The organism is Acinetobacter gerneri DSM 14967 = CIP 107464 = MTCC 9824 (assembly GCF_000368565.1).
GTDB classification, from domain to species: domain Bacteria; phylum Pseudomonadota; class Gammaproteobacteria; order Pseudomonadales; family Moraxellaceae; genus Acinetobacter; species Acinetobacter gerneri.
This window is the reverse complement of the sequence record NZ_KB849545.1, coordinates 185,254-208,648: the sequence shown is the minus strand read 5'-3', so window position 1 is coordinate 208,648 and position 23,395 is coordinate 185,254. Positions and strand designations below refer to the sequence as shown.

Sequence of the window (23,395 nt, the reverse complement as noted above, 5' to 3'; positions counted from 1 at the left end):
ACTTACGTTATTAATGAATAACTTCTAAATAAAATGAAACAGGCAGAATTATGAAAAATTTCGCTTTAGTGTCGTTATTGCTTATTTTTTCAAATCTAAGTTTTGCTGGATTGCAGATATCACCGATACAGCTTTATCTTGATGAAAAAATGAATCAACGAAGTGTAACTGTGGTCATGGAATCAAAAGATATTAAAACAGAAAAAATATTTGAAATGTCTGCGGTAAAATGGACACAAGATGAAAATGGCATTGATCAATATGAAAATGTTGGTGATGATCTGATTATTAACCCTAAAAACTTTGTTATTTTACCCGGAAAAAAACAAATCGTCCGTATCGGGTTTACTCAACCTATTCGTGCGATGAATCTCACAGATGAACAAACTTACCGTATTACATTTAAAGAAGTTGCACCTGTAGTAAAGGCTTCAACTATGAATTTTTTATTTAATATCTCATTGCCACTTTTTTTGGGGAAGCAGGATAGTGTAAATATTAAAATAACTACACAGTATAGTAATAATCACTTGAGTTTGAATATTAAAAACAATGCTCTATCACATATTCAAATATTAAAAATTACTATTTTAGATAATCATGGTAAAAAGGTTGTTGAAAATAATGATATGAAATATTTACTCAAAGGAAGTAACTGGGTTTTTAACCTAGGTCAAATTAATTTGAGTGATTTGAGACGATATAAAGCCATTATTGAAACAGATAAAATGAAAAATGGAATACCTCTTGAATATCAATTAGGAGGTTAGTGTGATGTTAAAACTCAAAGATGTTTTTCCTCTTAGTAGTTTTTTTATATGTATCATCGCGTATGCAGAAGCGGAACAGCATATTGTATTGATGAATCTATGGATCAATGGGGTGGATCGTCAAACAGATAGCTTGATGTTTGTAGAGGACGGTAAAAATTATGTTGAATGTAATGTGCTTGAACATTTGGGGATTAAAAAAGAGGCATTAAAAAATCGGAGTGACAAAAAAGAGTTTTGCTTGGTTTCGGGGAATGAATTTAGTTCTGAAAAAGATGATGGTTTGCAAGCAATTAAAATCAATGCACCTGGACATTTTTTTAATGATCAAAACTTTGGCTCGCAGGTGTTAATGCCTGTGAAGGCTAATTTTGGTGGTTTCCTTAACTACAATACATTTTATAATCAAGATAATAGCAGTCATCAGTTCAATGCGATGACAGAGTTGGGTATTTTTAAAGATTATTGGATGTTTAAAAATGGCTTGTTTTATAAAGAAAAAGCCAGTGATGATCATCTAATACGGCTGGACACGTCCTTGAGTTTTGAATTTCCGAATCATTTTTCACGCTTAGTGATCGGGGATACCATTACTACTTTTAATACACAGCTTTCATCATTTCGGTTTGGTGGATTGAGCTTTGGCACCAACTTTACTGAAAGACCAGATTTTATCTATTGGAATGTCCCAGCATTGAATGGTAGTGCAACTTTACCTTCTACAGTTGATTTGTATATCAATGGGGTGCAACTCTATCGGCAAAAAGTGTTACCTGGAAATTACTCGATACAGTCGGGTGCATCAATTCAGCAAGGCGGAACTGCACAAATTGTCGTGGAAGATATATTGGGAAATAGGACTGTTCAAAGTTTTCCTGTTTATATTAATAACCGTCTGCTTAAACCTAAGCTTGATGAATACAACATTTCTTTAGGTAAAATCCGTTATAACTATTCAGATCAAAATGATGATTATCGAGAGTTTTTTTCAAGTATCTATTATCGTCGAGGTCTTACTGATAAAACGACATTAGGCACGACACTTTCATATAGTGAAGAAGCAAAAAATTATAGCTTTTTATGGACTCAGGCATTATCTCGATTTGGACTTTTAGATTATTCATATACCTTAAGCCAGTATAAAGGTCAAAATGGTTACAATATGAATACTTCATTGAGTAATCAAATCGGTCGATATTCATTTGGTATTAGCAATCAATATTATAGTCAGGATTTTAGGCGTTTAGGTGATCTAAGTTCTCAAAGGGTTAAGAGCGATACTTTGGTTTATATAGGGTTATATGAGATCCCTTATTTTAATAATATGTATCTTAATTATGTGGAACGAGATTATTATCCAAATCAAAATTTTAATGTATCAAAAAATCGTATTCTCAATCTTTCATTTTCAAAAATTGTCAATAAGCAGTTTTCTTATAATATTGGGTATTATAAGGATCTAGAAAATAACGCAAACTCAGGTTTTTTACTTTCAATGAACTATTATTTTGATAAAGGACGAAGTATTTCAGCATCTCGAAATAATAGTGAAATCAATCGAATGAGTTATGTTAAAAATTCAAATTATCAAACAGGTCTAGATTATGGTATAGGTGTGACCAATCGCGATAGTGATTTCTCTTATAGTGGTTATGGAGTTTATAAAAGTAATTATGGTGATCTGAGGGTTTCTCATGATCGCAATGATCGTTTTCATAATACCCAAGCTTCTTATGAAGGGGCTTTGGTTTGGTTAGGTAAGCATGTTGCTGCAACTAAATATGTGGATAATGCTTTCGCTGTGGTTAATGTTGGGGATTATAAAGATATAGATATATATCGGACGTCTTCATTGGTGGGTAAAACAAATGATAAGGGATATATGTTTGTACATAATATTATTCCTTATGTGAATTATGATATTTCCTTTAATCAAAACCAGCTGCCACTTGATGAAAAAGTAGATGTTGAGAAAAAAAGAATTATTACTTTAAATCAGCGCGGATATTATGTGGATTTTCCTGTTTATCACACACAAATGGCGATTGTACGTTTACACGATGCAGAAAATCATCACTTTGAAAGAGCAACGGAGGTCTATGTTGGTGATGACCCAGAATATTATCCAATCGATGGCGAAGCTAAGGTTTATCTCTATGGTTTAAAACAAGATAAATATGATCTTTTGATTAAAATGCCCGGAAATAAAAGCTGTCATGCCTCGTTGGATTTGAGATCAAGACCTGCATCAGATGCAAAGCAGGTGATTGATTTGTTATGTCAGTAATTGAGGAGAGCAAAATGAAATATTTCAGTATTTTGTTGCTCAGTATTTTGAGTACACAGAGCTTTGCAAGCGCTTGTACGATGGGGAGTTTTACTGAGCCAGTGATGCATTTGCCTGCAACTTTTCGAGGTCAATCAGCCACGTCTTTTATTGTAAGTTGTGAGCAAAATTATACCGTTCAATTTAGCGCGTTAAATTTACGTTCACCACAAGGGGATAGTGTTGTGACGGATTCGTCAAATAATGCATTAAAAACACGAATGAGTATTTTGGGGGCAAATAGCAATATGTGGAATGTCCCTTTGAGTCCCATTTCAGCAGGACGAAATAAATTTACAGTGATTGTTGAGTTGTTGGATACGCCAAATATTCGGGTACCTGCTGGCGAATATCGTGATCTGCTTTTTGTAAATCTTAACTTTTAATCAGGCAGAACTTATAACGGCATCAAAATAATTGAAAAATAATCAAAGAGGTTTTCTTTTTAGAAAGCCTCTTTTTTTAATGCTCTTTCGGGCATAGACTCTGCTGGATTTAATTTATGATAAATTAGATCGTATTAGTGGCATTTGCCATAAAGTCGGTTAAGAGATCGCTGATGAAATTGAAATACTTTATGTTTGCATCCATCATGAGTTTGGGCTTTGCTCAGGGGAGTCTGGCTGCGCCAACTGACACAGTGCTTGAACCGATTCCATCGGTGACAATCAGTATGCAACGTATGTTGCGCTCGACAGATGGTCAGTATTTTCTTTCACTTTATGCAGGAAAATGGAATCCGCACGGTACACTTTTCAACCTTCAAACTCAGAAGGGAGTCAGTTTTGAAGGGCTGCAAAAAGGCAATCAGATCAACTTAAAGTCATTTGATCCAGAAGTGGGTGATGCTGCAAATGGGCTCTATCAAATTGATGCACATCTTAATGCAAATACGGGTTATATGACGGCTACTTTAGCTGATCAAAGTCAGCATTCTTCAGTTTTTCTAAATTTTGAACCTGCTGTTAAAGTGGAAAATAAACCTGCATTTATCTTTAAATTTTATGGTAAAACAGATCCTGAAACGCATGCAACTTTGATTCAACGTGTGGATGTCATCAATAAACTGAATAACCAAAAGGTTCAACAACTCGATGGGTTTTCAGCCTTTTCTTACTCGGTTGATTATAAAGACATCAACTTTGATGGTTATTTTGATTTGGTTTTAGGTGATGCGTCGAACCAACAAAAAGTTGAAGACAATCGTTATATTTATTGGATTTACAATCCTAAAACCAAGCAATTTCAACACTCTCCACAATTGGATCGTATCAAAGGTTTTGCACATTTAGATGGTGTTAATCAGCAAATTAATTTTGGTGAAGGTCGAATTTATCAAGTTGAGAATGGCTTACTCAAAGCTTTGCCCTAAAGTCTAGGCTTTATTGTAGATTTAAAAAACGATAATAAATTTTATTTAAATTGATGAAAAATATCGAATATATCAATTTTATTTCGATATTTTTTGTCAAAAAAGTGTCATTGAATAAACATAAAAATGTAAGAAAATTCCTTTAAAATTTAATAAAAATCACTGAACGGTGATCTGAGTGAATAGTCGTTATATTGATCCATTATTAGAAAAAAACCTTAATTTTCCAGAACAATTTAAATTTTATTTAAAGAATAAACAGTGTGAAATTTCTCACAATAAATTGAATGATTTAAATGAATTAGTTCGACTTCGACTTAAAATTGCCATCGTGACAGAAACCTGGCCTCCAGAAATCAATGGCGTGGCTTTATCTCTGATGCAACTGTGTAAAGGCTTGCAGCGACGTGGACACAAAATTTTGTTGGTTCGTCCGGCGCAAAAAGCGCCATGCGTTGATTTTAGTCCGTATAGAGAATGTTTGGTCAATGCACAAGCCATTCCTAAGTATCCAAGTTTGCAATTTGGCTGGCCTCAATATCTTAAAGTTTCTAATGCCTTAGGCGCATTTGATCCAGATGTTGTACATATAGTCACGGAAGGGCCTTTGGGTCTGACGGCATTGCAGGCGGCAAAATCTAAAAATATTCCAATTTCCAGTGGTTTTCATTCGCCATTTCAAGATTTTAGTCGTTATTTTGATTTGGCATTTATGGTCAAACCAGTACAACGTTATCTGCGTTGGTTCCACAACAATACTGCATTGACCTGTGTGCCAAGTCAGGGCACTTATGATGCACTGCGCAATTTTGGGATTCATTGTCCAATGCAGGTGGTTGGGCGCGGTGTTGATGTAGAGCGTTTTTCTGCCAAACATCGCTCTGAAAGTTTAAGAAAAAAATGGGGCGTAGATGCAGATACCACAGTCATGCTTTATGTCGGACGTTTATCGCCTGAAAAAGAAGTCGATGTATTAATGGACGCATTTTACGCTATGCAAAATGTCCTCAATCCAGTAAGCCAATTTAAAAAAATCAAACTGGTCTTGGTCGGAGATGGTCCTGATCGAGATCGTTTGCAACACAAAAAAGGTGCAGATCAAGTTGTTTTTACTGGCAATTTGACAGGGCAACAGTTAGCTGAAGCCTATGCTAGTGCAGATGTTTTCTTATTTGCTAGTCAGGTAGAAACCTTTGGAAATGTGGTCCTCGAAGCCATGGCCAGTGGTTTGCCCATCGTTGCTTATGATTATGCCTGCGCTCAACAACATGTCGTTCCTGAAAAAATGGGATGGCTGTGTCCTCTAGGTGACACGGCACAATTTATGCAAGCTATTTATCAACTCCCAGAACTGAAAGTACTGAAAAAAATGGGAGCTGATGCAATGCAGGCTGTACAAAAAGTTGGGTGGCAACACCCAGTTCAGCAACTCGAACAAGCGTTATACCAAGTGGTTCAGGAAACATATATGGTCACTTAGATTGCTTTCGGAGAGAAAAATGAATTTTAAAAATGCAAAAATAAAAATACTCGATTTAGACCTGAAAGGTTGTCTTTATTTAAATCACTTATCCCATTCACAAAGAGTCTCATTATTTTTTAAAATAGTGAGTCGCCTCGGTGATGGTCCATTTTGGTATGCCATGTTATTTGCAGTGTGGTATGCGCATGGTTTGGATTATGGGATACAGATTTTATATGTGATTTTGGCAGGTTCTATCGGGACAGCTATTTACAAATTTTTGAAGCACAAAACAGTACGTCCTCGACCTTATCAAGTTCATCAAGTGATCGTGTTGGGTGAGCGACCATTGGATCATTTTAGTTTTCCATCTGGTCATACCTTGCATGCGGTAATGGCAACCATTGTCTTAGGTTATATGCTACCTATACTCTTGATTATTATGGTGCCATTTACTGTTTTGGTTGCACTTTCGAGAATGGTGCTTGGGCTACATTATCCGACCGATGTCCTTGTAGGTGCGGTAATTGGTGCAACGGTTGCCAGTGGTATCATTGCCTTTGCACCATTTTTAGATCTAGCCTTGTGATTGCTTGGTATTAAAGCTTTCTCTCTTTGGGGAGAATCATTGAGTACGAGCTTTGGCATTGCTTCAATGAAAAGCAGACCCATCAAGGCTTTTACGCACTATGAACTCAATTGTGCTTCAAACAAAACTGCAATTTTGCTAAAGTAATGCTTTCCCTTTTATTGTTTAGGAAGACTTATGGGTTTACGTTGGACAGATACTATTGATATTGCAATCGAGCTTTCTGAAGCGCATCCAGATGTCGATCCACAATGGGTACGTTTTACAGATATGCATGCTTGGATTTGTGCTTTACCTGAGTTTAGCGATGACCCAACCAAGTCAACTGAAGGTCTTCTAGAAGCCATTCAAATGGCTTGGATCGATGAACTCTAATAAAAAATCGTTAAAATCTGACAAAAAGTCAAAATTTTTACATTTGCAAAGCTGATAGTTCCGCATGAAATCGGTATAATGCGCAAAATTTTTTTACCTTTAAAAAACTCAAAGGAGCCAATCATGGCTGTTGAACGTACTTTATCTATCGTTAAACCTGATGCTGTAGGCAAAAACCACATCGGTGATATTTTTGCTCGTTTTGAAAAAGCTGGTTTAAAAATCGTTGCAACTAAAATGAAACACTTGTCTCAAGCTGAAGCTGAAGGCTTCTATGCTGAACATAAAGAACGTGGTTTCTTTGCTGACTTAGTATCTTTCATGACTTCTGGTCCAGTTGTAGTTTCAGTTCTTGAAGGCGAAAACGCTGTTCTTGCTCACCGTGAAATCTTGGGCGCTACTAACCCTAAAGAAGCTGCTCCTGGTACTATCCGTGCAGACTTCGCTGTAAGCATCGACGAAAACGCTGCTCACGGTTCTGACTCTGTTGCATCTGCTGATCGTGAAGTTAACTACTTCTTCGCTCAAACAGAAATCTGCCCACGTACTCGTTAATCGGCAGTTTAAAAACCAGATAAGTGTTATAATGCTTGTCTGGTTTTTTTATTCTCTCAATATTTTTTTGCTCAAATTGTGAGCTAATCTATTTATCCCCCAGACATTGTTTAGGTAATTCTCATGAGTTCTGAAGCCGTGATTTCATCTGTGACTATTGATGAAAATACAAAAGCGCCATCATCTACATCTCAGGACGCAGTTCAGAAAGTGAATTTGCTCGGCATGTCGCGTGCTGAAATGGAAAAATTTTTCGAAGAAATGGGCGAAAAAAAATTCCGTGCAGGACAGGTGATGAAATGGATACACCAATTTTTTGTGACTGATTTTGCTGAAATGACCAATATTTCAGGGAAATTGCGTGCGAAACTAGAACAAATTTGTGAAATCAAAGCACCAGAAGTGGTACACCGTAACTATTCAAAAGACGGTACTCGTAAGTGGGTCTTCCGTGTTGGTGATGGTGATGGATCATTGGTTGAAACCGTATTGATTCCTGCTGAGGACAAAACAGGTTCACGTAAAACCTTGTGTATTTCGTCACAAGTCGGTTGTGCCTTGGATTGTTCATTTTGTTCTACAGGTAAACAAGGCTTTCAACGTGATTTGACTCAAGCTGAGATTATCGGTCAACTTTGGATGGCAAACCTTTCCTATATGGAAGATGTGCCTGTGATTGAGCGTGAACGCTCAGTGACCAATGTGGTCATGATGGGCATGGGTGAACCATTGCTTAACTATGATGCAGTGCTCAGTTCAATGTCGATTATGTTAGATGACTTTGCTTATGGCATGTCTAAACGCCGTGTCACATTATCAACTTCAGGCGTCGTTCCTAAAATTGATCAATTGGCTCAAGATATTGATGTTGCCTTGGCGATTTCTTTACATGCGCCAAATAATGAATTACGAAATGAATTGGTTCCGATCAATAAAAAATATCCTTTGGAACAATTGATTGCAGCTTGTCAGCGTTATATCGGCAAAGATGGCAATGAAAGCTCACGCAAACACGTCACAATCGAATATGTCATGCTTGATGGTGTCAACGATCATCCTGAACATGCACAGCAATTATTGAAATTATTAAAAAATTTACCAAGTAAAATTAACTTGATTCCGTTCAATCCGTTTCCGCATGCACCTTACGGTCGCTCTAGTCGAAACCGAATTATTGCATTTCAAAAAACTTTATCTGATGCTGGATTTGTGTGTACGATTCGTCAAACACGTGGTGATGATATTGATGCAGCATGTGGTCAATTGGTTGGGCAGGTTGCTGACCGTACGCGTCGTGCTGAACAATGGAAAAAGAAAATCGCTGAGAAAAGCGAGATTATTCGTACAGAAGGGTAGTAATTTTTAACTACCTCTGTTTATTTGGGGGTAATATTTTGAAGAAGCAGACACAAAAACTTACTGTTTTGGTTACAGTTTGTATACTTGGGGTTGTGTTACAGGCTTGTCAAACGTCACACTCTGGTTCGATCAGCCAAAAAGATCCAGAGAAATCTGTCAAAGTAAGAACGCAGCTTGCCGCGGAATATATACGTTCTGGCGATTTTGATGCTGCAAAACGTGCGTTAGATCAAGCTTTAGAGGTTGATTCGAGAGATACAACAGCTAATATGTTAATGGGCGTATTGTTGCAGCATGAGGGTAGTCAGCTAAATTTAGAAAAAGCGGAGACTTATTTTAAGCGTGCAATTGCTGTAGACTCAAAAAATGCGCAGGCTCGAAATAATTATGGTACTTATTTATATGAGCTAAAGCGTTATAATGAGGCGATTAACCAATTTAATATTGCTGGCGCTACTTTAGGGTATGATCAGCGATATAAAGCATATGAAAATATGGGTCGGGTTTATTTAAAGTTGTTTGATATTGCAAATGCTGAAAAATCATTCAAACAAGCCTTACAAGTGAATCGCGATTCGATCGTATCAATGTTAGAGTTGTCAGATATTTTTTATCTACAAAAAAAGACTTCTGCTTCGACACAATTGTATGAACAATATGTCCGAGCAGTGGGTCAAAATAACCAAAGTGCAAGAGCGCTCTGGTTAGGTATGCGTTTAGCGCGTGCCAATGGTGATCAGATGGGAATGCAGGTTTTGGCCAATCAACTCAAAGCCTTGTACCCTGATAGTCAAGAATATCAACGTTATATGAAATTACAGTACACAACTGAGGCCGTATGGAAGTAAATCCTAATTCACAGCAATCTACTGGTTCAAGCGTAGCACCTAATGCTTTAGGAAATGTTCAACGTCCGGGTGAGTACTTGCGACAAATTCGTGTTTCACAAAACCGCGATATTGAATCTGTTGCGAAGGATTTGAAAATTCAGTTAAAAACACTGAATGCATTGGAACAGGATGATTATAAAGCTTTGCCTGAAGCGACATTTATTAAAGGTTATTATCGTTCATATGCGAAATACCTCAATGTCGATGCCAATATCTTGATTCAACGTTTTGATGAGATTTATCAAAATGATACAGGTTTATTGCCAAATCATGCATTAAACAACTCCCCAATTAAAATCATGGGTAAATTGCCAGGATCAAATAGCGAACGTAACCGTAAATGGGTAAAACGTGGTTTGATCGCTTTGGCGGTTTTGGTGATTTTATTCTTGGTGGTAACAGGAATCCAAAAATGGTCTGCTAAAAAATCAGCAGCTACGGATGCCAAACCACAACAATCAGATGTTCAAGTCATGGCGATGAATGATGGTGGTGCATCTTCAGAAGCGGGTGATCAATTGGTCTTGAATTTTAACCAACCGACTTCTGTGAAAATCGTAGATGGTACTGGTAAAGTTTTGGCAACAGGTCGTCAAGATTCAACCTTGACTTTACATGGTAGCTCACCATTCCAAATTCGTCTTGATGACGCTAAAGCAGTGTCATTAAGTCTTAACAATGAACAGATTTCATTGTCGCCGTATACAGTCAATGGAAAAGCAGAATTCCGTTTGTCACGTTAAAATTGAATAGTCGAGCGATACAATGATAGAAAATCCGATTAAACGTCGTCCTACTCGTAAGATTCGAGTAGGTTCAGTTTATGTTGGTGGCGATGCTCCGATCAGTATCCAGAGTATGACCAATACTGAAACTTGTGATGTGGCTGCAACGGTTGCGCAGATTCAACGCTGTGCGGATGCAGGTGCGGATATCATGCGTGTTTCGGTGCCTTCAATGGAAGCAGCAGAAGCGTTTGGTGAAATTCGTAAGCGTGTACAAGTACCGTTGGTTGCTGATATTCATTTTGATTATAAAATTGCTTTACGTGTCGCAGATTTGGGTGCGGATTGTTTACGTATCAACCCAGGTAATATCGGTTCTGAAGCTAAAATTCGTGAAGTGGTTGCTGCGGCAAAACATCATGACATTTCGATGCGTATAGGGGTCAATGCTGGCTCGCTCGAAAAAGATTTACAAAAGAAATATGGTGAGCCTACAGGCGCTGCTTTACTTGAATCAGCTCTACGTCATATTGATATCTTGGATCGTCTCGATTATCACGAATTTAAAGTATCGGTTAAAGCTTCCAATGTATTTTTAACCATGGATGCTTATCGCTTATTGTCCAAAGAAATTGACAATCCTTTGCATTTAGGTGTAACAGAAGCGGGTATTTATCGTACAGGTACGGTAAAATCTGCGATCGCACTCGGTGGATTGCTCATGGAAGGGATTGGCGATACTATGCGTATCTCGCTTGCAGCAGAACCTGAAGATGAAGTGAAAATTGGATTTGATATCCTCAAGTCTTTAGGTTTGCGTTCTAACGGGATTAACTTTATTGCTTGTCCAAGTTGTTCACGCCAAGAATTTAACGTGATCAAGGTCATGCAGTCGCTAGAAGAGCGTTTAGAAGATATTCGTACACCAATGGATGTATCAGTCATTGGTTGTAAAGTGAATGGACCGGGTGAAGCCAAAGAGGCTGACATCGGTGTTGTAGGTGCTGCACCTCGTTCACTGGTTTATAGAAATGGTGAAAAAAGCCATTTAATTGATACCAATCAGTTAGTTGATGAAATCGAAACAATGGTTCGTCAACGTGTTAAAGAGCTTGAAGAAGCTAAATCTAAAGAGATCATTCGTAGTTCATCATGAGTTCAATAGTCGCAATCAAAGGTTTTAATGACATTCTCCCAACGCAAACGCCAGCGTGGAGACGTCTTGAGCATCATTTGTCAGCATTGATGGATGCTTATGGTTATCAGCAGATTCGTTTGCCGATTGTTGAACAGACTCATTTGTTTAAGCGTTCGATTGGTGATGCAACTGATATCGTTGAAAAGGAAATGTATACCTTTTTAGATAAAAGTAATCCGCCAGAATCATTGACTCTACGCCCAGAAGGGACAGCAGGGTGCGTACGTGCCATGCTTGAGCATAACTTGCTTCGTGGTGCAACACCGCGTGTGTGGTATATCGGTCCAATGTTCCGTTATGAAAAACCACAAAAAGGTCGTTATCGCCAGTTCCATCAATTTGGTGTGGAAACTTTTGGTGTAGCAACGCCTGATCAAGATGCTGAACTGATCATGATGACTGCACGTTTGTGGAAACGCATGGGTGTTTCTGACAAGGTTCAACTTGAGTTAAATACGCTAGGTGAGTCTGACGAGCGTGCACAGTATCGTGCTGCATTGGTTGAATTTTTAACTGATCATAAGCATGAGTTGGATGAAGATTCTCAACGTCGTTTAGAAACCAATCCGCTTCGTATTTTGGATTCAAAAGATGCACGTACCCAAGAAATTTTAGTCAATGCACCAAAATTGCATGATTTCTTAGGCGAAGATAGCTTAAGCCATTTCAATCAGTTACAACAATATTTGACTGATGCTGGTATTTCATTTGTGATTAACCAAAAATTGGTTCGTGGTTTAGATTATTACAATAAAACTGTATTTGAATGGACTACAACCCATTTGGGTTCACAAGGTACAGTATGTGCTGGTGGTCGTTATGATGGTTTGGTTGGTCAGTTAAAAGGAAAGGCTGATCAATCTGTTCCTGCTGTTGGTTTTGCAATGGGAATGGAACGCCTACTTTTACTTCTTGAACAAGTAGAAGATAATACGCCAGTTCGTGATTGTGAAGTATTCTTATTGGCTGATCCTGCCTCTCAAGGTAAGGCACTTGTACTTGCTGAACAAATCCGCAACCAACTTGAAGCGGCAAATAGTTCGATCCGTTTAAAGACAGGTTCACAAGGCAGTATGAAAAGCCAAATGAAAAAAGCAGACCAATCAGGTGCTTTATTGGCGTTAATTTTGGGTGAACGTGAGTGGGAAGCCCAAAGACTAAGCGTAAAAGAGTTAGCAACAGCAGATCAAAGCGAAGTCGCTGTAGCTGATATTGTTAAATTTATAATAGAAAAACTTGCCTAATTAGCAGATCGAAAAGGACAATCAGATGAGTTCATTAACTGATACTGAACAACTTGATAATGCAAAATCCTTCGCCAAGAAATATGGTTCATCAATCATTACGGGGATTTTAATCGCGTTGATTGCCTTTTTCGGTTGGCAGTACTGGCAGAAGCGCGGTGCAGGAAAAGAGCAAAAGCATACAGCTCAAGTACAGCAATTGATGGATGATGCACGTTCTGCAGGAACAGATGCCAATGCCTTCAATTCGCTTTCTGCTACAGCAAACAAAATCACTGAAAAATCACCAGACTCAGTGCATGCGATCCAAAGTCAATTTGTGATTGCAAAACTGGCTTATGACAAAGGTGATTATGCAGCAGCAGAGAATGCTTTGAAAAAAGTAGCAAATTCTTCGATTAAAGATGAAGGTTTGTTATCTCTTGTAAAAATCCGTCTTGCAGATGCTGAGCTTGCGCAAAATAAAAATGATGCTGCACTCAAAACCTTGGCAGAAGTTACAGATCCCGCATTTAAAGCAACTGTGGAAGAAGCTAAAGGTGATGCTTATGTTGCTAAAAATGATATTGAAAATGCTAAAAAAGCATATCAAAGTGCATGGAACGCAGTGCTAGAACGTAAACAAGATCGTCAAATTTTACAAATTAAACTCGAAAGTGTTGGCATTTTAGTTGATGATCCTGATTTTGAACGCCCAGTTATACAAACTCAAGTGGATGAATCTTGATGGATAGAAAATATAAAATACCTTTTGCCCTTGCAATCTTAACAACTGCTTTAGTAGGTTGTTCGAGTCATAAAGCAAAAGAAAAAGAAGTTAAGCCAAATCCACTACCAAAAATTGCAGTGAGCCAAAGTTTGGCACCTGTATTTTCGATCAATGTTTCGCAAACCAATAAAATTGATCCACTCCGTTTGCGTTTAGATACTGAAAATGGTGTTATTTTTGCTATTGATCCTAAAGGGGAAGTTGAAGCCTATAAAGGCAAACAACGTCTTTGGAAAGTTAAAGTCAATAAACATGGCTTAACTTCAGGGATTACTGCTGCAAATGGCATGCTATTTGTTGGTGATGCAAAAGGTCATTTATATGCTTTAGATCAAGAAAATGGTCAGCAAAAATGGATTGCACAACTTTCAGGTGCAATCATTAGTGCTCCATTTGTACAAAATGATCGTGTGATTACCGTTGCAAATGATGGCACTATTTTCGCCAATGATATTGCTTCTGGTGAGCAAACGTGGACTTACAAGATGCCAGATCCGCAGCTTAGTCTGCGTGGACAAGCAACTCCTGTAGCGCTTGATCCTCGTACCGTACTTGTTGCAGGTGCAAATGCTTATATTTACGGTATTGATACCGTGACAGGTATTCCGCGTTTCCAACGCCGTGTCGCAGTATCGGATGGGCGTTCTGATATACAACGTTTGATTGATATTGATGGTCAACCCGTTGTTTCTGGTCAATATGTGGTAACCGTGAGCTATCAAGGGCAGGTGACTGTACTTGATATGGCTTCACAGCGTGTTGCTTGGAGTGAAGATACCAGTAGCTTAGTTGGACCAGAAGTTGCAGAAGGGAAAGTATTTGTTTCAACAAGCGATGGTAAGATTGAAGCATATGACTTGGCTTCAGGTCAAAAAGTTTGGAGCAATGAAGAGTTGCTTAACCGCAAGCTCAGCAATCCAGTATTCTTTGATAATAGTTTAGTCGTTGGTGATCTTGATGGTTATTTACATCTTGTAGATCCAGATACAGGTAAATTGCTTGGTCGAGCTAAATCAAGTGGTGAAGTCCGTACTTTACGTGTAGTTGATGCTCAGCTTTATTCAGCGACCAGTAAAGGTGCGATGACGATCTGGCAGAAACGTTAAGCTTGATACAGCAAATTTATTGAGTCTTGTGTTAAACTAAGCAAATAAATTTTTTAGGACTCGGGGTTTGAATCGTCAATACCCCGTGTTTTTTATTTGAATTGTCGAAAGACAAAGGGCTTTGTCCCATTTTCCCTCCAATTTATCTGATGTTCAGACCAGTCCAACTGGCTGATCTTGAATTAAGGTTAATCTATGAAACCCGTAATCGCCCTTATTGGACGTCCGAATGTCGGTAAATCGACGTTATTTAACCAGATTACCAAAAGCCGCGATGCGCTCGTTGCAGACTTTGCTGGGCTGACTCGTGACCGAAAATACGGTGATGCTGTATTCCAAAATAAATCTTTCATTGTTGTTGATACTGGGGGTATTGGCGAAAATGAAGGTGGTATTGATTCATATATGGCGGAGCAGTCAAAAACTGCGATTAATGAAGCCGATATTATTATTTTTGTTGTAGATGCGCGTGCAGGTTTGCTTGCATCCGATGAACAAATTGCACGTGAATTGCGTACTTTAGGCAAAAAAGTATTCTTGGTTGCCAACAAAGTTGATGGTGTACACGCAGAAGCTGCTTTAGTTGAATTTTTTAAACTGGGCATGGGTGAACCATTGCAAGTTGCTGCGAGTCATGGTCGTGGCGTACAGCAAATGCTTGAGGATGTTCTTGAAGATATTCCTGAAGATGAAAGTGAAGAAGAGCACGACAAAGCAACAGGTTTGCGTTTGGCAATTATTGGTCGTCCAAATGTAGGTAAATCGACTTTGGTCAACCGTTTGCTCGGTGAAGATCGTGTCGTGGCATTTGACCAACCTGGAACAACGCGTGACTCAATTTATATCCCATTTGAACGCGATGGTCGTCAATATACTTTGATTGATACTGCAGGTGTGCGCCGTAAAGGTAAAGTGGATGAAATGATCGAGAAATTCTCGGTTGTGAAAACACTACAAGCAATGAAAGATGCGCATGTTGTTGTGGTAGTAATTGATGCACGTGAAGGGATTGTTGAGCAAGATTTGCATCTCATTGGTTATGCACTTGAAGCAGGTCGTGCCATGGTTATTGCCATTAATAAATGGGATAACATGAGTGAATACGATCGTAAACAATGTAAGCTTGATGTAGAACGTCGTTTTGACTTTATTCCTTGGGCTCGTATCCATTTGATTTCAGCTTTACATGGCACAGGTGTTGGAGAGCTTTATCCTTCGATCCACCGTGCTTATGATTCATCTCATTTAAAAGTTTCACCTGCGAAATTGACACAGATTTTAAATGATGCAACTGATGCCCATCAGCCACCAATGATTAGCGGTCGTCGTATCAAAATGCGTTATGCGCATATGGGCGGACAAAATCCACCAACGATTGTTATTCATGGTAATAAGGTTGATAAAACACCTGCAGATTATCGTCGTTATTTGGAAAATGTCTTCCGTAAAGTGTATAAGCTTGAAGGTACGCCAGTCCGTATTGACTTTAAAACTTCTGAAAACCCATTTGAAGGTCGTAAGACTCAAGTTGATGAGCGAGTGGCTGCGCGTAAACGTCGTTATGTACAGAAGTTCAAAAAAGCTGAAAAGAAATTTAAACGTTAATTTTTAAATCTCGAAGCAAAACCCAAAGTGATCTTTGGGTTTTTTTATTTTATGATGATAGAAAATATCAGGATAATGCGCTGTGAGTAGAATCATTCGAGTTGATGTGAGCCCATTGGAGCAAATTGTGCCAAGCATCGCGACGACTGATCGAAAGCAATATATTCAACAACAAAAGCAAGCTATATACCAATACCGCAATCAGCTATTAACCACATTTCTTGATCAAGCAATTGATTTAGATCAGTTTGCCAAAACTGAATTTGGTAAGCCATTTTTACCCGATTTTCCTCAATTTTCATTTAACCATTCACATAGTCAAAAGCACTATGCTCTAGCAACCAGTGACAAAATCCGAGATTTAGGGGTTGATATAGAAGATTTAGATCGTAAAGTGCGTTTTGAAGCTTTGGCAAAACACGCTTTTCATCCCGAAGAATGGGATAACTGGAAATCGCTCGATTTTGAGTTGGATTATTGGTTTAAAGTTTGGACGACTAAAGAGGCGGTGCTAAAAGCATCAGGCATTGGTATTCGTTTGAGTTTAAATGAGCTAAATACGCATATTCATCCTGAGCAAGATGGGGGAATGTGTGATCATCAAATGATTGGGCATTTTGCCTATCAAAATTTTACTTTGCCACATGCCATGCTTACAGTCGCTTGGCAAGCAGACTTGTCTTGTCGAGGTTTTGCATTTCCGAAGATTCAGATTGTACAGGGATAATTGAGATTGGATTGATTCTTAAAGTTGATTCATAAAAAAAAGCCAGTAAATGAGATTACTGGCTTTTTTGATTTAAAAATGAAATCTAAAAATTATGGAATGTCATCTTCAAATTCTGGTTTAACTTGAACAATAAAGTCTTGACGGTTCAGACCACGCCAAAGCGCAAATGCAGTACCAATATAAATAGAAGAGTAAGTTCCTACAAATACACCGATAAACATTGCGATCGAGAACCAATGCAAGCCATCACCACCCAAGAACATCATTGCCAATACAACAAGCAATAAGGTTGCAGAGGTGTGGATAGTACGACGTAAAGTTTCAGTCAAAGAAATATCGACGACTTCACGAGGTGTTGCACCACGGATTTTACGGAAGTTTTCACGGATACGATCCGATACCACGATATTATCGTTTAACGAGAAACCAAGTAATGCAAGAATCGCTGCAAATACAGTTAAGTCAAACGGCCATTGCATCATGGCAAAAATACCAATAGTCACAATGATATCGTGGAATAACGATAGAACAGCACCCACAGCAAGCTTAAATTCAAAGCGAATCGTTACATAGATCAGCATGAGAATCAGAGCTAAAGCCACTGCACCTGCTGAACGAATGTAAAGCTCATTACCAACTTGACCACCAACAGAATCCACTTTGTGAACGGTAGCGGTGTTGTTAGGCAATTGAACGGCTTGAGTCAAAGTACGACTTAAATCTTCAACTTTGACATCTTGCGGTGGCATACGAACCAGTAAGTCTTTATTTGTACCAAGTGTTTGTACCACTGCATCTTTAAAACCAGCTTTGGCTAAAGTGTCGGTCACTACTTTTTGGTCTGCTGGTTTTTGGTAGTTAATTTCAGCAGAAATACCACCTGTAAAATCTAGACCTAGATTTAAACCTTTGGTTGCAATAAAGAAGATACTTGCAATCGTTAACAATATAGAGATGATTGCCGCAGGTTTGGCAATCTTCATAAAGTCAATTATGCGTTCGTCATCTGGGCGACCGTATTTCTTTTTAGGTTGAGTCACATCAGTCATCATAGATCTCCTATATGCTCAACTTTTTCAAGTTACGACGTTTGCCATAGATCAACTGTACGATTGCACGAGTAACTGTAATTGCAGTAAACATCGAACAAACAATACCGATCATCAAGGTTACAGCGAAGCCTTTGATTGGACCTGTACCGACCGCAAACAAGATGAATGCAACGAGGAATGTGGTTAAGTTAGAGTCGAAAATCGTGTTATACGCTCGATCATAACCTGCAACAATCGCCTGCTTAGGCGAGGCGCCCCATTTTATTTCTTCCCGTATTCGCTCACAGATCAGAACGTTGGCATCGACCGCCATACCAATGGTAATGACGATACCCGCAATACCTGGCAAGGTGAGAGATGCTCCGATCCACGACATAACTGTCAAAATCATGGCTAAGTTTACGACAAGGGCAAAGTCTGCAATCAGACCAAACAAGCGGAAGAATACCACCATCCAAATCGCAACGAGGATGAAACCAACCACAGTCGATAAAACACCTTTATCAATGTTTTCTTGACCAAGGCTAGGACCAACCACACGTTCTTCAACAAAGTACATAGGCGCAGCTAAAGCACCTGCACGAAGCATCAATGCAAGCTCAGAAGCTTCTTGAGGCGACGCAAGACCTGTAATACGGAATTGAGAACCTAAAACAGCTTGAATGGTTGCTGCATTGATTACAACAGATTCTGTATATGGTGTGCGAACTTCTGTTTTTGCACCAGTAGTTGGATCTGTGACATAGCTGATTTTTTGTTTATTTTCAATAAACAAAACAGCCATACGTTTACCCACAGCATGACGAGTTGCATCTGCCATGAGCTTACCACCAGCGCTGTCCAAAGTAATATTAACTTCAGCACCACCAGTATCTTGGCCAAATCCACTTTGTGCATTTTGAACACGTTCACCTGTCAAAATACGGTTACGATTCAACAAGAGTTGGCGACCACTGTCCAAAGATTCAAAAGCAAAGGCTTCAGTTCCCGGAGGTGTTGGTTGACCAATCACATATTGATCATTTTGATCTGCAACTAAGCGGAATTCTAGGTTCGCAGTACGACCAAGGACACGTTTTGCTTCAGCAGTATCTTGCACACCCGGAAGTTCAACTACGATACGGTTGCTACCTTGGGTTTGTACTAATGCTTCAGCAACACCAAGTTCATTAATACGATTACGTAAAGTGGTCAAGTTTTGGTTCAATGCATAAGATTGAATTTCTTGTTTACGTGTATCGTTATAAGTCAAACGAAGTGTAGAGCCATCAGTTGTTGCAATCGCTTGCTGAATGTATTCGTTGCCATTACGACGTAAAAAGTCCATCGCAGCTGAACGATCATTATTGTTAGCAAATTGAATAGTGATGGCATTATTGTTCAATGACAAACTATTAAAATTGATTTTGTTGTCACGAAGTTCACGACGGATATCAGTTGCAGACGTTTCCATACGCTGAGCGATGGCTTTATCCATATCAACTTCAAGCAAGAAGTGAACACCACCACGTAAGTCCAAACCAAGTTTCATTGGTTTAGCACCAATTTTTTGCAACCATTCTGGTGTTGTTGGAGCAAGGTTTAATGCAACAACATATTGATCACCTAAACCTCGGCGTAAAGCGTCTTGAGCTTTAAGCTGGGCGTCAGATGAACTTACACGAAGAAGGGCAGCATTATTGGTAAAGGTATTGTCGTGAGTGGCAATATTGTCAGTTTTTAATATTTGCTCTGCTTTTTGTAATACGCTTTGATCAATTTGAGTCCCTGCCTTGGCACCAGAAATCTGAACCGCAGGCTCATCTGGATACAAACTAGGCAGTGCGTATAATGTACTGATAATCAGAACCACGATGATCAGTATATATTTCCATGCTGGGTAACGCATTCGCTTTCTTCTTAAAATGAAAAGTCGTGCTGTAAGCACGACTCATTATGATTAAAGATTATCTAATGTGCCTTCAGGCAAAACTGAGATCACACTTGCACGTTGAATTTTAACAACATTACCTTTGTTAAGTTCAACGACTGCAAAATCACCTTCAAGTTTTGTAATACGACCCATTAAGCCACCAGCAAAAACAACTTCACTGCCTACACCTAAACTATCGATCAAACTACGATGTTCTTTCGCACGTTTTGCTTGAGGACGCCAGATAAGAAAATAGAAGATCGCGATAAAAACAACGATCATTAAAATACTCATATACGGGCTTTGTGCTTGTTGTGCCGCTGGCGCAGCATACGCATTAGAAATAAAAAGGCTCATTACAATTTCCTAAACTAAAAATTTAAGTCAATTTCTGACAATTCTATAAACATGATCAGCAATTTACATTGTCTTTTTGCGAAGCGCAAATGCTGAAAGTTCAATCTTGTGGACAAGCTGGAACTTCAAGCCCGCGGCGACCATAAAAATCGGCAACGAAGTCATCAAAAGTCCCATTGTCTAATGCATCGCGAATATCTTCAGTAAGGCGTTGGTAATAACGTAAGTTATGAATGGTGCCTAACATCGAGGCAAGCATTTCGCCACACTTTTCCAAGTGGAATAGATAAGCACGAGTAAAGTTTTTACAGGTATAACAATCACAATGTGGATCAAGCGGACCTTGATCATGACGGTATCTACTGTTACGGATACGAACCAAGCCGTCAGTCACAAAATAATGTCCATTTCTGGCATTTCGTGTAGGCATCACACAGTCAAACATATCGACACCACGACGGATGCCCTCAACGATATCTTCTGGTTTACCAACACCCATCAAATAACGTGGTTTGTCTTGTGGCATTTTATTTGGGAGATAATCAAGAACTTTGATCATTTCCTCTTTTGGCTCACCTACAGATAATCCACCGATGGCATAACCATCAAAATCAATATCCAATAAACCTTTCAATGACACATCACGTAAATCTTCATACATGCCACCTTGAATAATGCCAAATAAAGCATTTTTATTTTGTAAGGTGTCATGATGTGCAGTCTTACAACGTTTCGCCCAGCGAAGCGATAACTGCATCGATTTTTCAGCTTCTTCATGTGTCGCAGGATATGGCGTACATTCATCAAAAATCATGACGATATCTGAGTTCAAAGTTTTTTGGATTTCCATAGAAATTTCAGGAGATAAAAAAACTTTTGAACCATCAATCGGAGAACGGAAAGTCACACCTTCTTCTTTGATTTTACGCATTGCACCAAGACTAAAGACTTGGAAACCACCAGAATCAGTCAAAATAGGTTTATCCCATTTGATAAACTCATGTAAGCCACCGTGTTCTTTGATGACTTCAAGACCTGGGCGTAGATAAAGATGGAAAGTATTACCTAAAATAATTTGCGCTTTGATCTCTTCAATATCGCGTGGGAGCATGCCTTTGACCGTACCATAAGTACCGACAGGCATAAACACAGGTGTTTCAACGACACCGTGTTCTAAAGTTAAACGACCACGACGGGCACGACCCGACTGACCCAGTTTTTCAAACTTCATAAAGTATCCAAATCAAGGCGAAAAAACAGTTCGCTGATGTGTTGCTAAAGCGCTCTATTTTCCTTGATTATGGGCTTAAATGCTAGGCTTGTATTATTTCTAAGCGAATTTTTAATGACATTTATACAAAAAATTCATGTTTTTCTATCAATTTAAAAATCAAAAAACTTGTGAGCAGATGAATGCTCAAAATTTGCTTTATCTCTAGCAAAATAGATGCTTAAAAAATGCAAAGTTTGCAAGATTTTTTGAAACTATAAAATGGGCAGGGTGTCGTTTGAAAATGCAAATCAAGCGAGCCGTAGTGACATGATAAAAAATGCGCCTGTCTAAAATAAAAGATCAGGCGCATTTAAAAACTTATAAATCAATCGTTATTTTTTGTATTTTAATATTTTACAATGCTTTATCGATAAGCATCGCATCGCCATAACTGAAAAAGCGATATTTCGATGCAACTGCATGATGATAAGCATTTAAAATATTGTCACGATTGGAAAGTGCAGATACCAACATCAATAAAGTAGATTCTGGTAAATGGAAATTGGTAATCAGACGATCTACCACGCAAAATTGATAGCCAGGATAGATAAAGATTTGAGTATCCCCAGTCCATGCACCAATTTTACCACCACAAGCCTGCGCTGCACTCTCTGTTGCACGAGTTGCTGTTGTACCGACTGCAATGACTTTATTGCCACGAGCTTTGGTTTCAGCAATCAACTGCGCTGCTTGCTCTGATACTTCACACCATTCACTGTGCATGATGTGATTTTCAATATCTGTGGTACGTACAGGAAGGAAAGTCCCTGCACCGACATGCAAGGTCACAAAAGTTTTTTGCACGCCTTTTTGTTCAAGTTTTTGAAGTAGATCTTGGTCAAAGTGCAAGCTGGCTGTAGGAGCTGCGACACTGGCAAGCTTGGTCGGATCATTAAATACAGTTTGATAACGCTCAGTATCAATTGCCTCAGCTTCTCGGTTGAAGTAAGGCGGGATAGGGAGCTGACCATATTGATCCAAAACATTTAAAATCGGTTGTGAAAATTCCACCACAAATAAATTTTCATGACGGCCAGTCACAGTAACTTTAACTTCGTCAGGACCGATGAACAGCTCTGCGCCAGCTTTAGGTGCATTACTTGCCTTGATATGACAATGTGCAATCGTCTGATCGAAAATACGTTCAACCAAAACCTCTACAGCACCACCCGTTGCTCGTTTGCCTTTTAAGCGAGCCTTCATGACTTTTGTGTCATTGAGCACGAGTAGATCACCTGGTTCAAAAATATCTAAAATATCGGTGAAATGGTGGTCTTGGTACTGTCCATCTGCTTTTAAATGCAATAAACGCGATGCACTACGAGTTTCAAGAGGGTAACGAGCGATGAGTTCATCAGGGAGGTCAAAGTTAAAATCAGAGAGTTGCATAAGAAGCTTAAATCAAAGGTACAGATTGAAATTGCTTGCTAGTATAGTCTTTTTTCATTTTTATGGCTGATTTTGATGCTTTAAACAGCAAAAAAACATTTTATGATTTAAAAATAAACAAATGTGAAAACTTGTCGTTGACATCATTTTCAAAAACGTTATTATAGCCACATCACTTCCCGAGGTGGTGAAATTGGTAGACGCGGTGGACTCAAAATCCACTGTCAGCGATGACGTGTCGGTTCGAGTCCGACCCTCGGGACCAAATTAAGAATCATGAGATTCTGTGAAAAACCCCAAGCACATTCAGTCTTGGGGTTTTTTATTGCCTGAAATT

Annotated in this window: 22 protein-coding genes and 1 tRNA gene; 18 read left to right on the top strand and 5 right to left on the bottom strand. The window is 38.8% G+C overall.

Going from position 1 to position 23,395, the window contains the following annotated elements; translation table 11 throughout:
- Nucleotides 1-50: 50 nt before the first annotated feature.
- From F960_RS16030 to F960_RS15950, 17 genes are all read left to right on the top strand, one after another.
- Nucleotides 51-770, top strand: a complete 720-nt coding sequence (locus tag F960_RS16030) for a fimbrial biogenesis chaperone (protein ID WP_004867496.1) — start codon at nucleotides 51-53, stop codon at nucleotides 768-770.
- Between the two features lie 4 nt (nucleotides 771-774).
- Nucleotides 775-3,057 carry a fimbria/pilus outer membrane usher protein gene (locus tag F960_RS16025; protein ID WP_004867495.1) on the top strand — a complete coding sequence of 761 codons (2,283 nt, stop codon included), beginning with the start codon at nucleotides 775-777 and terminating at the stop codon, nucleotides 3,055-3,057.
- Nucleotides 3,058-3,071: 14 nt separating this feature from the next.
- On the top strand, nucleotides 3,072-3,482 hold the full coding sequence (locus tag F960_RS16020) for a hypothetical protein (RefSeq protein ID WP_004867492.1): 411 nt from the start codon (nucleotides 3,072-3,074) through the stop codon (nucleotides 3,480-3,482).
- A gap of 173 nt (nucleotides 3,483-3,655) precedes the next feature.
- On the top strand, nucleotides 3,656-4,468 hold the full coding sequence (locus tag F960_RS16015) for an XAC2610-related protein (RefSeq protein ID WP_004867489.1): 813 nt from the start codon (nucleotides 3,656-3,658) through the stop codon (nucleotides 4,466-4,468).
- Nucleotides 4,469-4,646: 178 nt separating this feature from the next.
- Nucleotides 4,647-5,948 (top strand): glycosyltransferase family 4 protein, encoded by a 1,302-nt coding sequence (locus tag F960_RS16010; RefSeq protein WP_004867485.1) that lies wholly within the window; start codon nucleotides 4,647-4,649, stop codon nucleotides 5,946-5,948.
- 19 nt (nucleotides 5,949-5,967) lie between these two features.
- Nucleotides 5,968-6,519 (top strand): phosphatase PAP2 family protein, encoded by a 552-nt coding sequence (locus F960_RS16005; protein WP_004867483.1) that lies wholly within the window; start codon nucleotides 5,968-5,970, stop codon nucleotides 6,517-6,519.
- A gap of 177 nt (nucleotides 6,520-6,696) precedes the next feature.
- Nucleotides 6,697-6,894 (top strand): Fe-S cluster assembly protein IscX, encoded by a 198-nt coding sequence (gene iscX / locus F960_RS16000; RefSeq protein WP_004867481.1) that lies wholly within the window; start codon nucleotides 6,697-6,699, stop codon nucleotides 6,892-6,894.
- Nucleotides 6,895-7,017: 123 nt separating this feature from the next.
- Complete coding sequence (gene ndk, locus F960_RS15995; protein ID WP_004867479.1) at nucleotides 7,018-7,449, top strand: nucleoside-diphosphate kinase; 432 nt, start codon at nucleotides 7,018-7,020, stop codon at nucleotides 7,447-7,449.
- Between the two features lie 123 nt (nucleotides 7,450-7,572).
- Nucleotides 7,573-8,805 carry a dual-specificity RNA methyltransferase RlmN gene (gene rlmN, locus F960_RS15990; protein ID WP_004867477.1) on the top strand — a complete coding sequence of 411 codons (1,233 nt, stop codon included), beginning with the start codon at nucleotides 7,573-7,575 and terminating at the stop codon, nucleotides 8,803-8,805.
- A gap of 38 nt (nucleotides 8,806-8,843) precedes the next feature.
- Entirely contained in the window at nucleotides 8,844-9,656 is an 813-nt protein-coding gene (gene pilW, locus F960_RS15985) for a type IV pilus biogenesis/stability protein PilW (RefSeq protein WP_004867475.1), read from the top strand.
- On the top strand, nucleotides 9,647-10,441 hold the full coding sequence (locus F960_RS15980) for a helix-turn-helix domain-containing protein (RefSeq protein ID WP_004867473.1): 795 nt from the start codon (nucleotides 9,647-9,649) through the stop codon (nucleotides 10,439-10,441). Before pilW ends, F960_RS15980 begins: the two co-directional genes overlap by 10 nt.
- Nucleotides 10,442-10,463: 22 nt before the next feature.
- A complete protein-coding gene (gene ispG, locus F960_RS15975; RefSeq protein WP_004867472.1) occupies nucleotides 10,464-11,579 on the top strand; it encodes a flavodoxin-dependent (E)-4-hydroxy-3-methylbut-2-enyl-diphosphate synthase in 1,116 nt (371 codons plus the stop codon).
- The gene (gene hisS, locus F960_RS15970) at nucleotides 11,576-12,865 is read left to right on the top strand and encodes a histidine--tRNA ligase (protein WP_004867470.1); all 1,290 of its coding nucleotides are present in this window, start codon (nucleotides 11,576-11,578) and stop codon (nucleotides 12,863-12,865) included. The genes ispG and hisS overlap by 4 nt, the downstream gene beginning before the upstream one ends.
- A 25-nt stretch (nucleotides 12,866-12,890) precedes the next feature.
- Entirely contained in the window at nucleotides 12,891-13,592 is a 702-nt protein-coding gene (locus F960_RS15965; RefSeq protein WP_004867468.1) for a YfgM family protein, read from the top strand.
- Nucleotides 13,592-14,740, top strand: a complete 1,149-nt coding sequence (gene bamB, locus F960_RS15960; protein ID WP_004867466.1) for an outer membrane protein assembly factor BamB — start codon at nucleotides 13,592-13,594, stop codon at nucleotides 14,738-14,740. The genes F960_RS15965 and bamB overlap by 1 nt, the downstream gene beginning before the upstream one ends.
- A gap of 195 nt (nucleotides 14,741-14,935) precedes the next feature.
- On the top strand, nucleotides 14,936-16,345 hold the full coding sequence (gene der, locus F960_RS15955) for a ribosome biogenesis GTPase Der (protein WP_004867465.1): 1,410 nt from the start codon (nucleotides 14,936-14,938) through the stop codon (nucleotides 16,343-16,345).
- An 82-nt stretch (nucleotides 16,346-16,427) separates the two neighbouring features.
- A complete protein-coding gene (locus F960_RS15950) occupies nucleotides 16,428-17,072 on the top strand; it encodes a 4'-phosphopantetheinyl transferase family protein (RefSeq protein ID WP_004867463.1) in 645 nt (214 codons plus the stop codon).
- A gap of 92 nt (nucleotides 17,073-17,164) precedes the next feature.
- Here the strand turns inward: F960_RS15950 and secF are convergent, their stop codons facing one another.
- The 5 genes from secF to queA all read right to left on the bottom strand — a co-directional run bounded on the left by secF (nucleotide 17,165) and on the right by queA (nucleotide 23,058).
- Nucleotides 17,165-18,127 (bottom strand): protein translocase subunit SecF, encoded by a 963-nt coding sequence (gene secF, locus F960_RS15945; RefSeq protein ID WP_020846800.1) that lies wholly within the window; start codon nucleotides 18,125-18,127, stop codon nucleotides 17,165-17,167.
- Between the two features lie 7 nt (nucleotides 18,128-18,134).
- Nucleotides 18,135-20,015: a protein translocase subunit SecD gene (secD, locus tag F960_RS15940; protein WP_004867459.1), complete on the bottom strand. Its 1,881-nt coding sequence runs from the start codon at nucleotides 20,013-20,015 to the stop codon at nucleotides 18,135-18,137.
- A 51-nt stretch (nucleotides 20,016-20,066) separates the two neighbouring features.
- Nucleotides 20,067-20,396, bottom strand: coding sequence for a preprotein translocase subunit YajC (gene yajC, locus F960_RS15935; RefSeq protein ID WP_004867457.1), 330 nt, complete (start codon nucleotides 20,394-20,396; stop codon nucleotides 20,067-20,069).
- A 100-nt stretch (nucleotides 20,397-20,496) separates the two neighbouring features.
- Nucleotides 20,497-21,627: a tRNA guanosine(34) transglycosylase Tgt gene (tgt, locus tag F960_RS15930; protein ID WP_004867455.1), complete on the bottom strand. Its 1,131-nt coding sequence runs from the start codon at nucleotides 21,625-21,627 to the stop codon at nucleotides 20,497-20,499.
- 396 nt (nucleotides 21,628-22,023) lie between these two features.
- Nucleotides 22,024-23,058 (bottom strand): tRNA preQ1(34) S-adenosylmethionine ribosyltransferase-isomerase QueA, encoded by a 1,035-nt coding sequence (queA, locus tag F960_RS15925; protein ID WP_004867452.1) that lies wholly within the window; start codon nucleotides 23,056-23,058, stop codon nucleotides 22,024-22,026.
- Between the two features lie 178 nt (nucleotides 23,059-23,236).
- Here queA and F960_RS15920 point away from each other — a divergent pair.
- Nucleotides 23,237-23,323, top strand: a tRNA-Leu gene (locus F960_RS15920).
- Nucleotides 23,324-23,395: the final 72 nt, after the last annotated feature.

What these genes read in the sequence shown, in the direction of transcription:
- hisS (WP_004867470.1), top strand. Translation starts at nt 11,576, where the DNA reads ATGAGTTCAATAGTCGCAATCAAAGGTTTTAATGACATTCTCCCAACG.
- secF (WP_020846800.1), bottom strand. Translation starts at nt 18,127, where the DNA reads ATGATGACTGATGTGACTCAACCTAAAAAGAAATACGGTCGCCCAGAT.
- F960_RS16005 (WP_004867483.1), top strand. Translation starts at nt 5,968, where the DNA reads ATGAATTTTAAAAATGCAAAAATAAAAATACTCGATTTAGACCTGAAA.
- queA (WP_004867452.1), bottom strand. Translation starts at nt 23,058, where the DNA reads ATGCAACTCTCTGATTTTAACTTTGACCTCCCTGATGAACTCATCGCT.
- ndk (WP_004867479.1), top strand. Translation starts at nt 7,018, where the DNA reads ATGGCTGTTGAACGTACTTTATCTATCGTTAAACCTGATGCTGTAGGC.
- F960_RS16015 (WP_004867489.1), top strand. Translation starts at nt 3,656, where the DNA reads ATGAAATTGAAATACTTTATGTTTGCATCCATCATGAGTTTGGGCTTT.
- F960_RS15965 (WP_004867468.1), top strand. Translation starts at nt 12,891, where the DNA reads ATGAGTTCATTAACTGATACTGAACAACTTGATAATGCAAAATCCTTC.
- F960_RS16030 (WP_004867496.1), top strand. Translation starts at nt 51, where the DNA reads ATGAAAAATTTCGCTTTAGTGTCGTTATTGCTTATTTTTTCAAATCTA.
- secD (WP_004867459.1), bottom strand. Translation starts at nt 20,015, where the DNA reads ATGCGTTACCCAGCATGGAAATATATACTGATCATCGTGGTTCTGATT.
- ispG (WP_004867472.1), top strand. Translation starts at nt 10,464, where the DNA reads ATGATAGAAAATCCGATTAAACGTCGTCCTACTCGTAAGATTCGAGTA.
- yajC (WP_004867457.1), bottom strand. Translation starts at nt 20,396, where the DNA reads ATGAGCCTTTTTATTTCTAATGCGTATGCTGCGCCAGCGGCACAACAA.
- rlmN (WP_004867477.1), top strand. Translation starts at nt 7,573, where the DNA reads ATGAGTTCTGAAGCCGTGATTTCATCTGTGACTATTGATGAAAATACA.
- F960_RS15980 (WP_004867473.1), top strand. Translation starts at nt 9,647, where the DNA reads ATGGAAGTAAATCCTAATTCACAGCAATCTACTGGTTCAAGCGTAGCA.
- der (WP_004867465.1), top strand. Translation starts at nt 14,936, where the DNA reads ATGAAACCCGTAATCGCCCTTATTGGACGTCCGAATGTCGGTAAATCG.
- iscX (WP_004867481.1), top strand. Translation starts at nt 6,697, where the DNA reads ATGGGTTTACGTTGGACAGATACTATTGATATTGCAATCGAGCTTTCT.
- tgt (WP_004867455.1), bottom strand. Translation starts at nt 21,627, where the DNA reads ATGAAGTTTGAAAAACTGGGTCAGTCGGGTCGTGCCCGTCGTGGTCGT.
- F960_RS16025 (WP_004867495.1), top strand. Translation starts at nt 775, where the DNA reads ATGTTAAAACTCAAAGATGTTTTTCCTCTTAGTAGTTTTTTTATATGT.
- F960_RS16020 (WP_004867492.1), top strand. Translation starts at nt 3,072, where the DNA reads ATGAAATATTTCAGTATTTTGTTGCTCAGTATTTTGAGTACACAGAGC.
- bamB (WP_004867466.1), top strand. Translation starts at nt 13,592, where the DNA reads ATGGATAGAAAATATAAAATACCTTTTGCCCTTGCAATCTTAACAACT.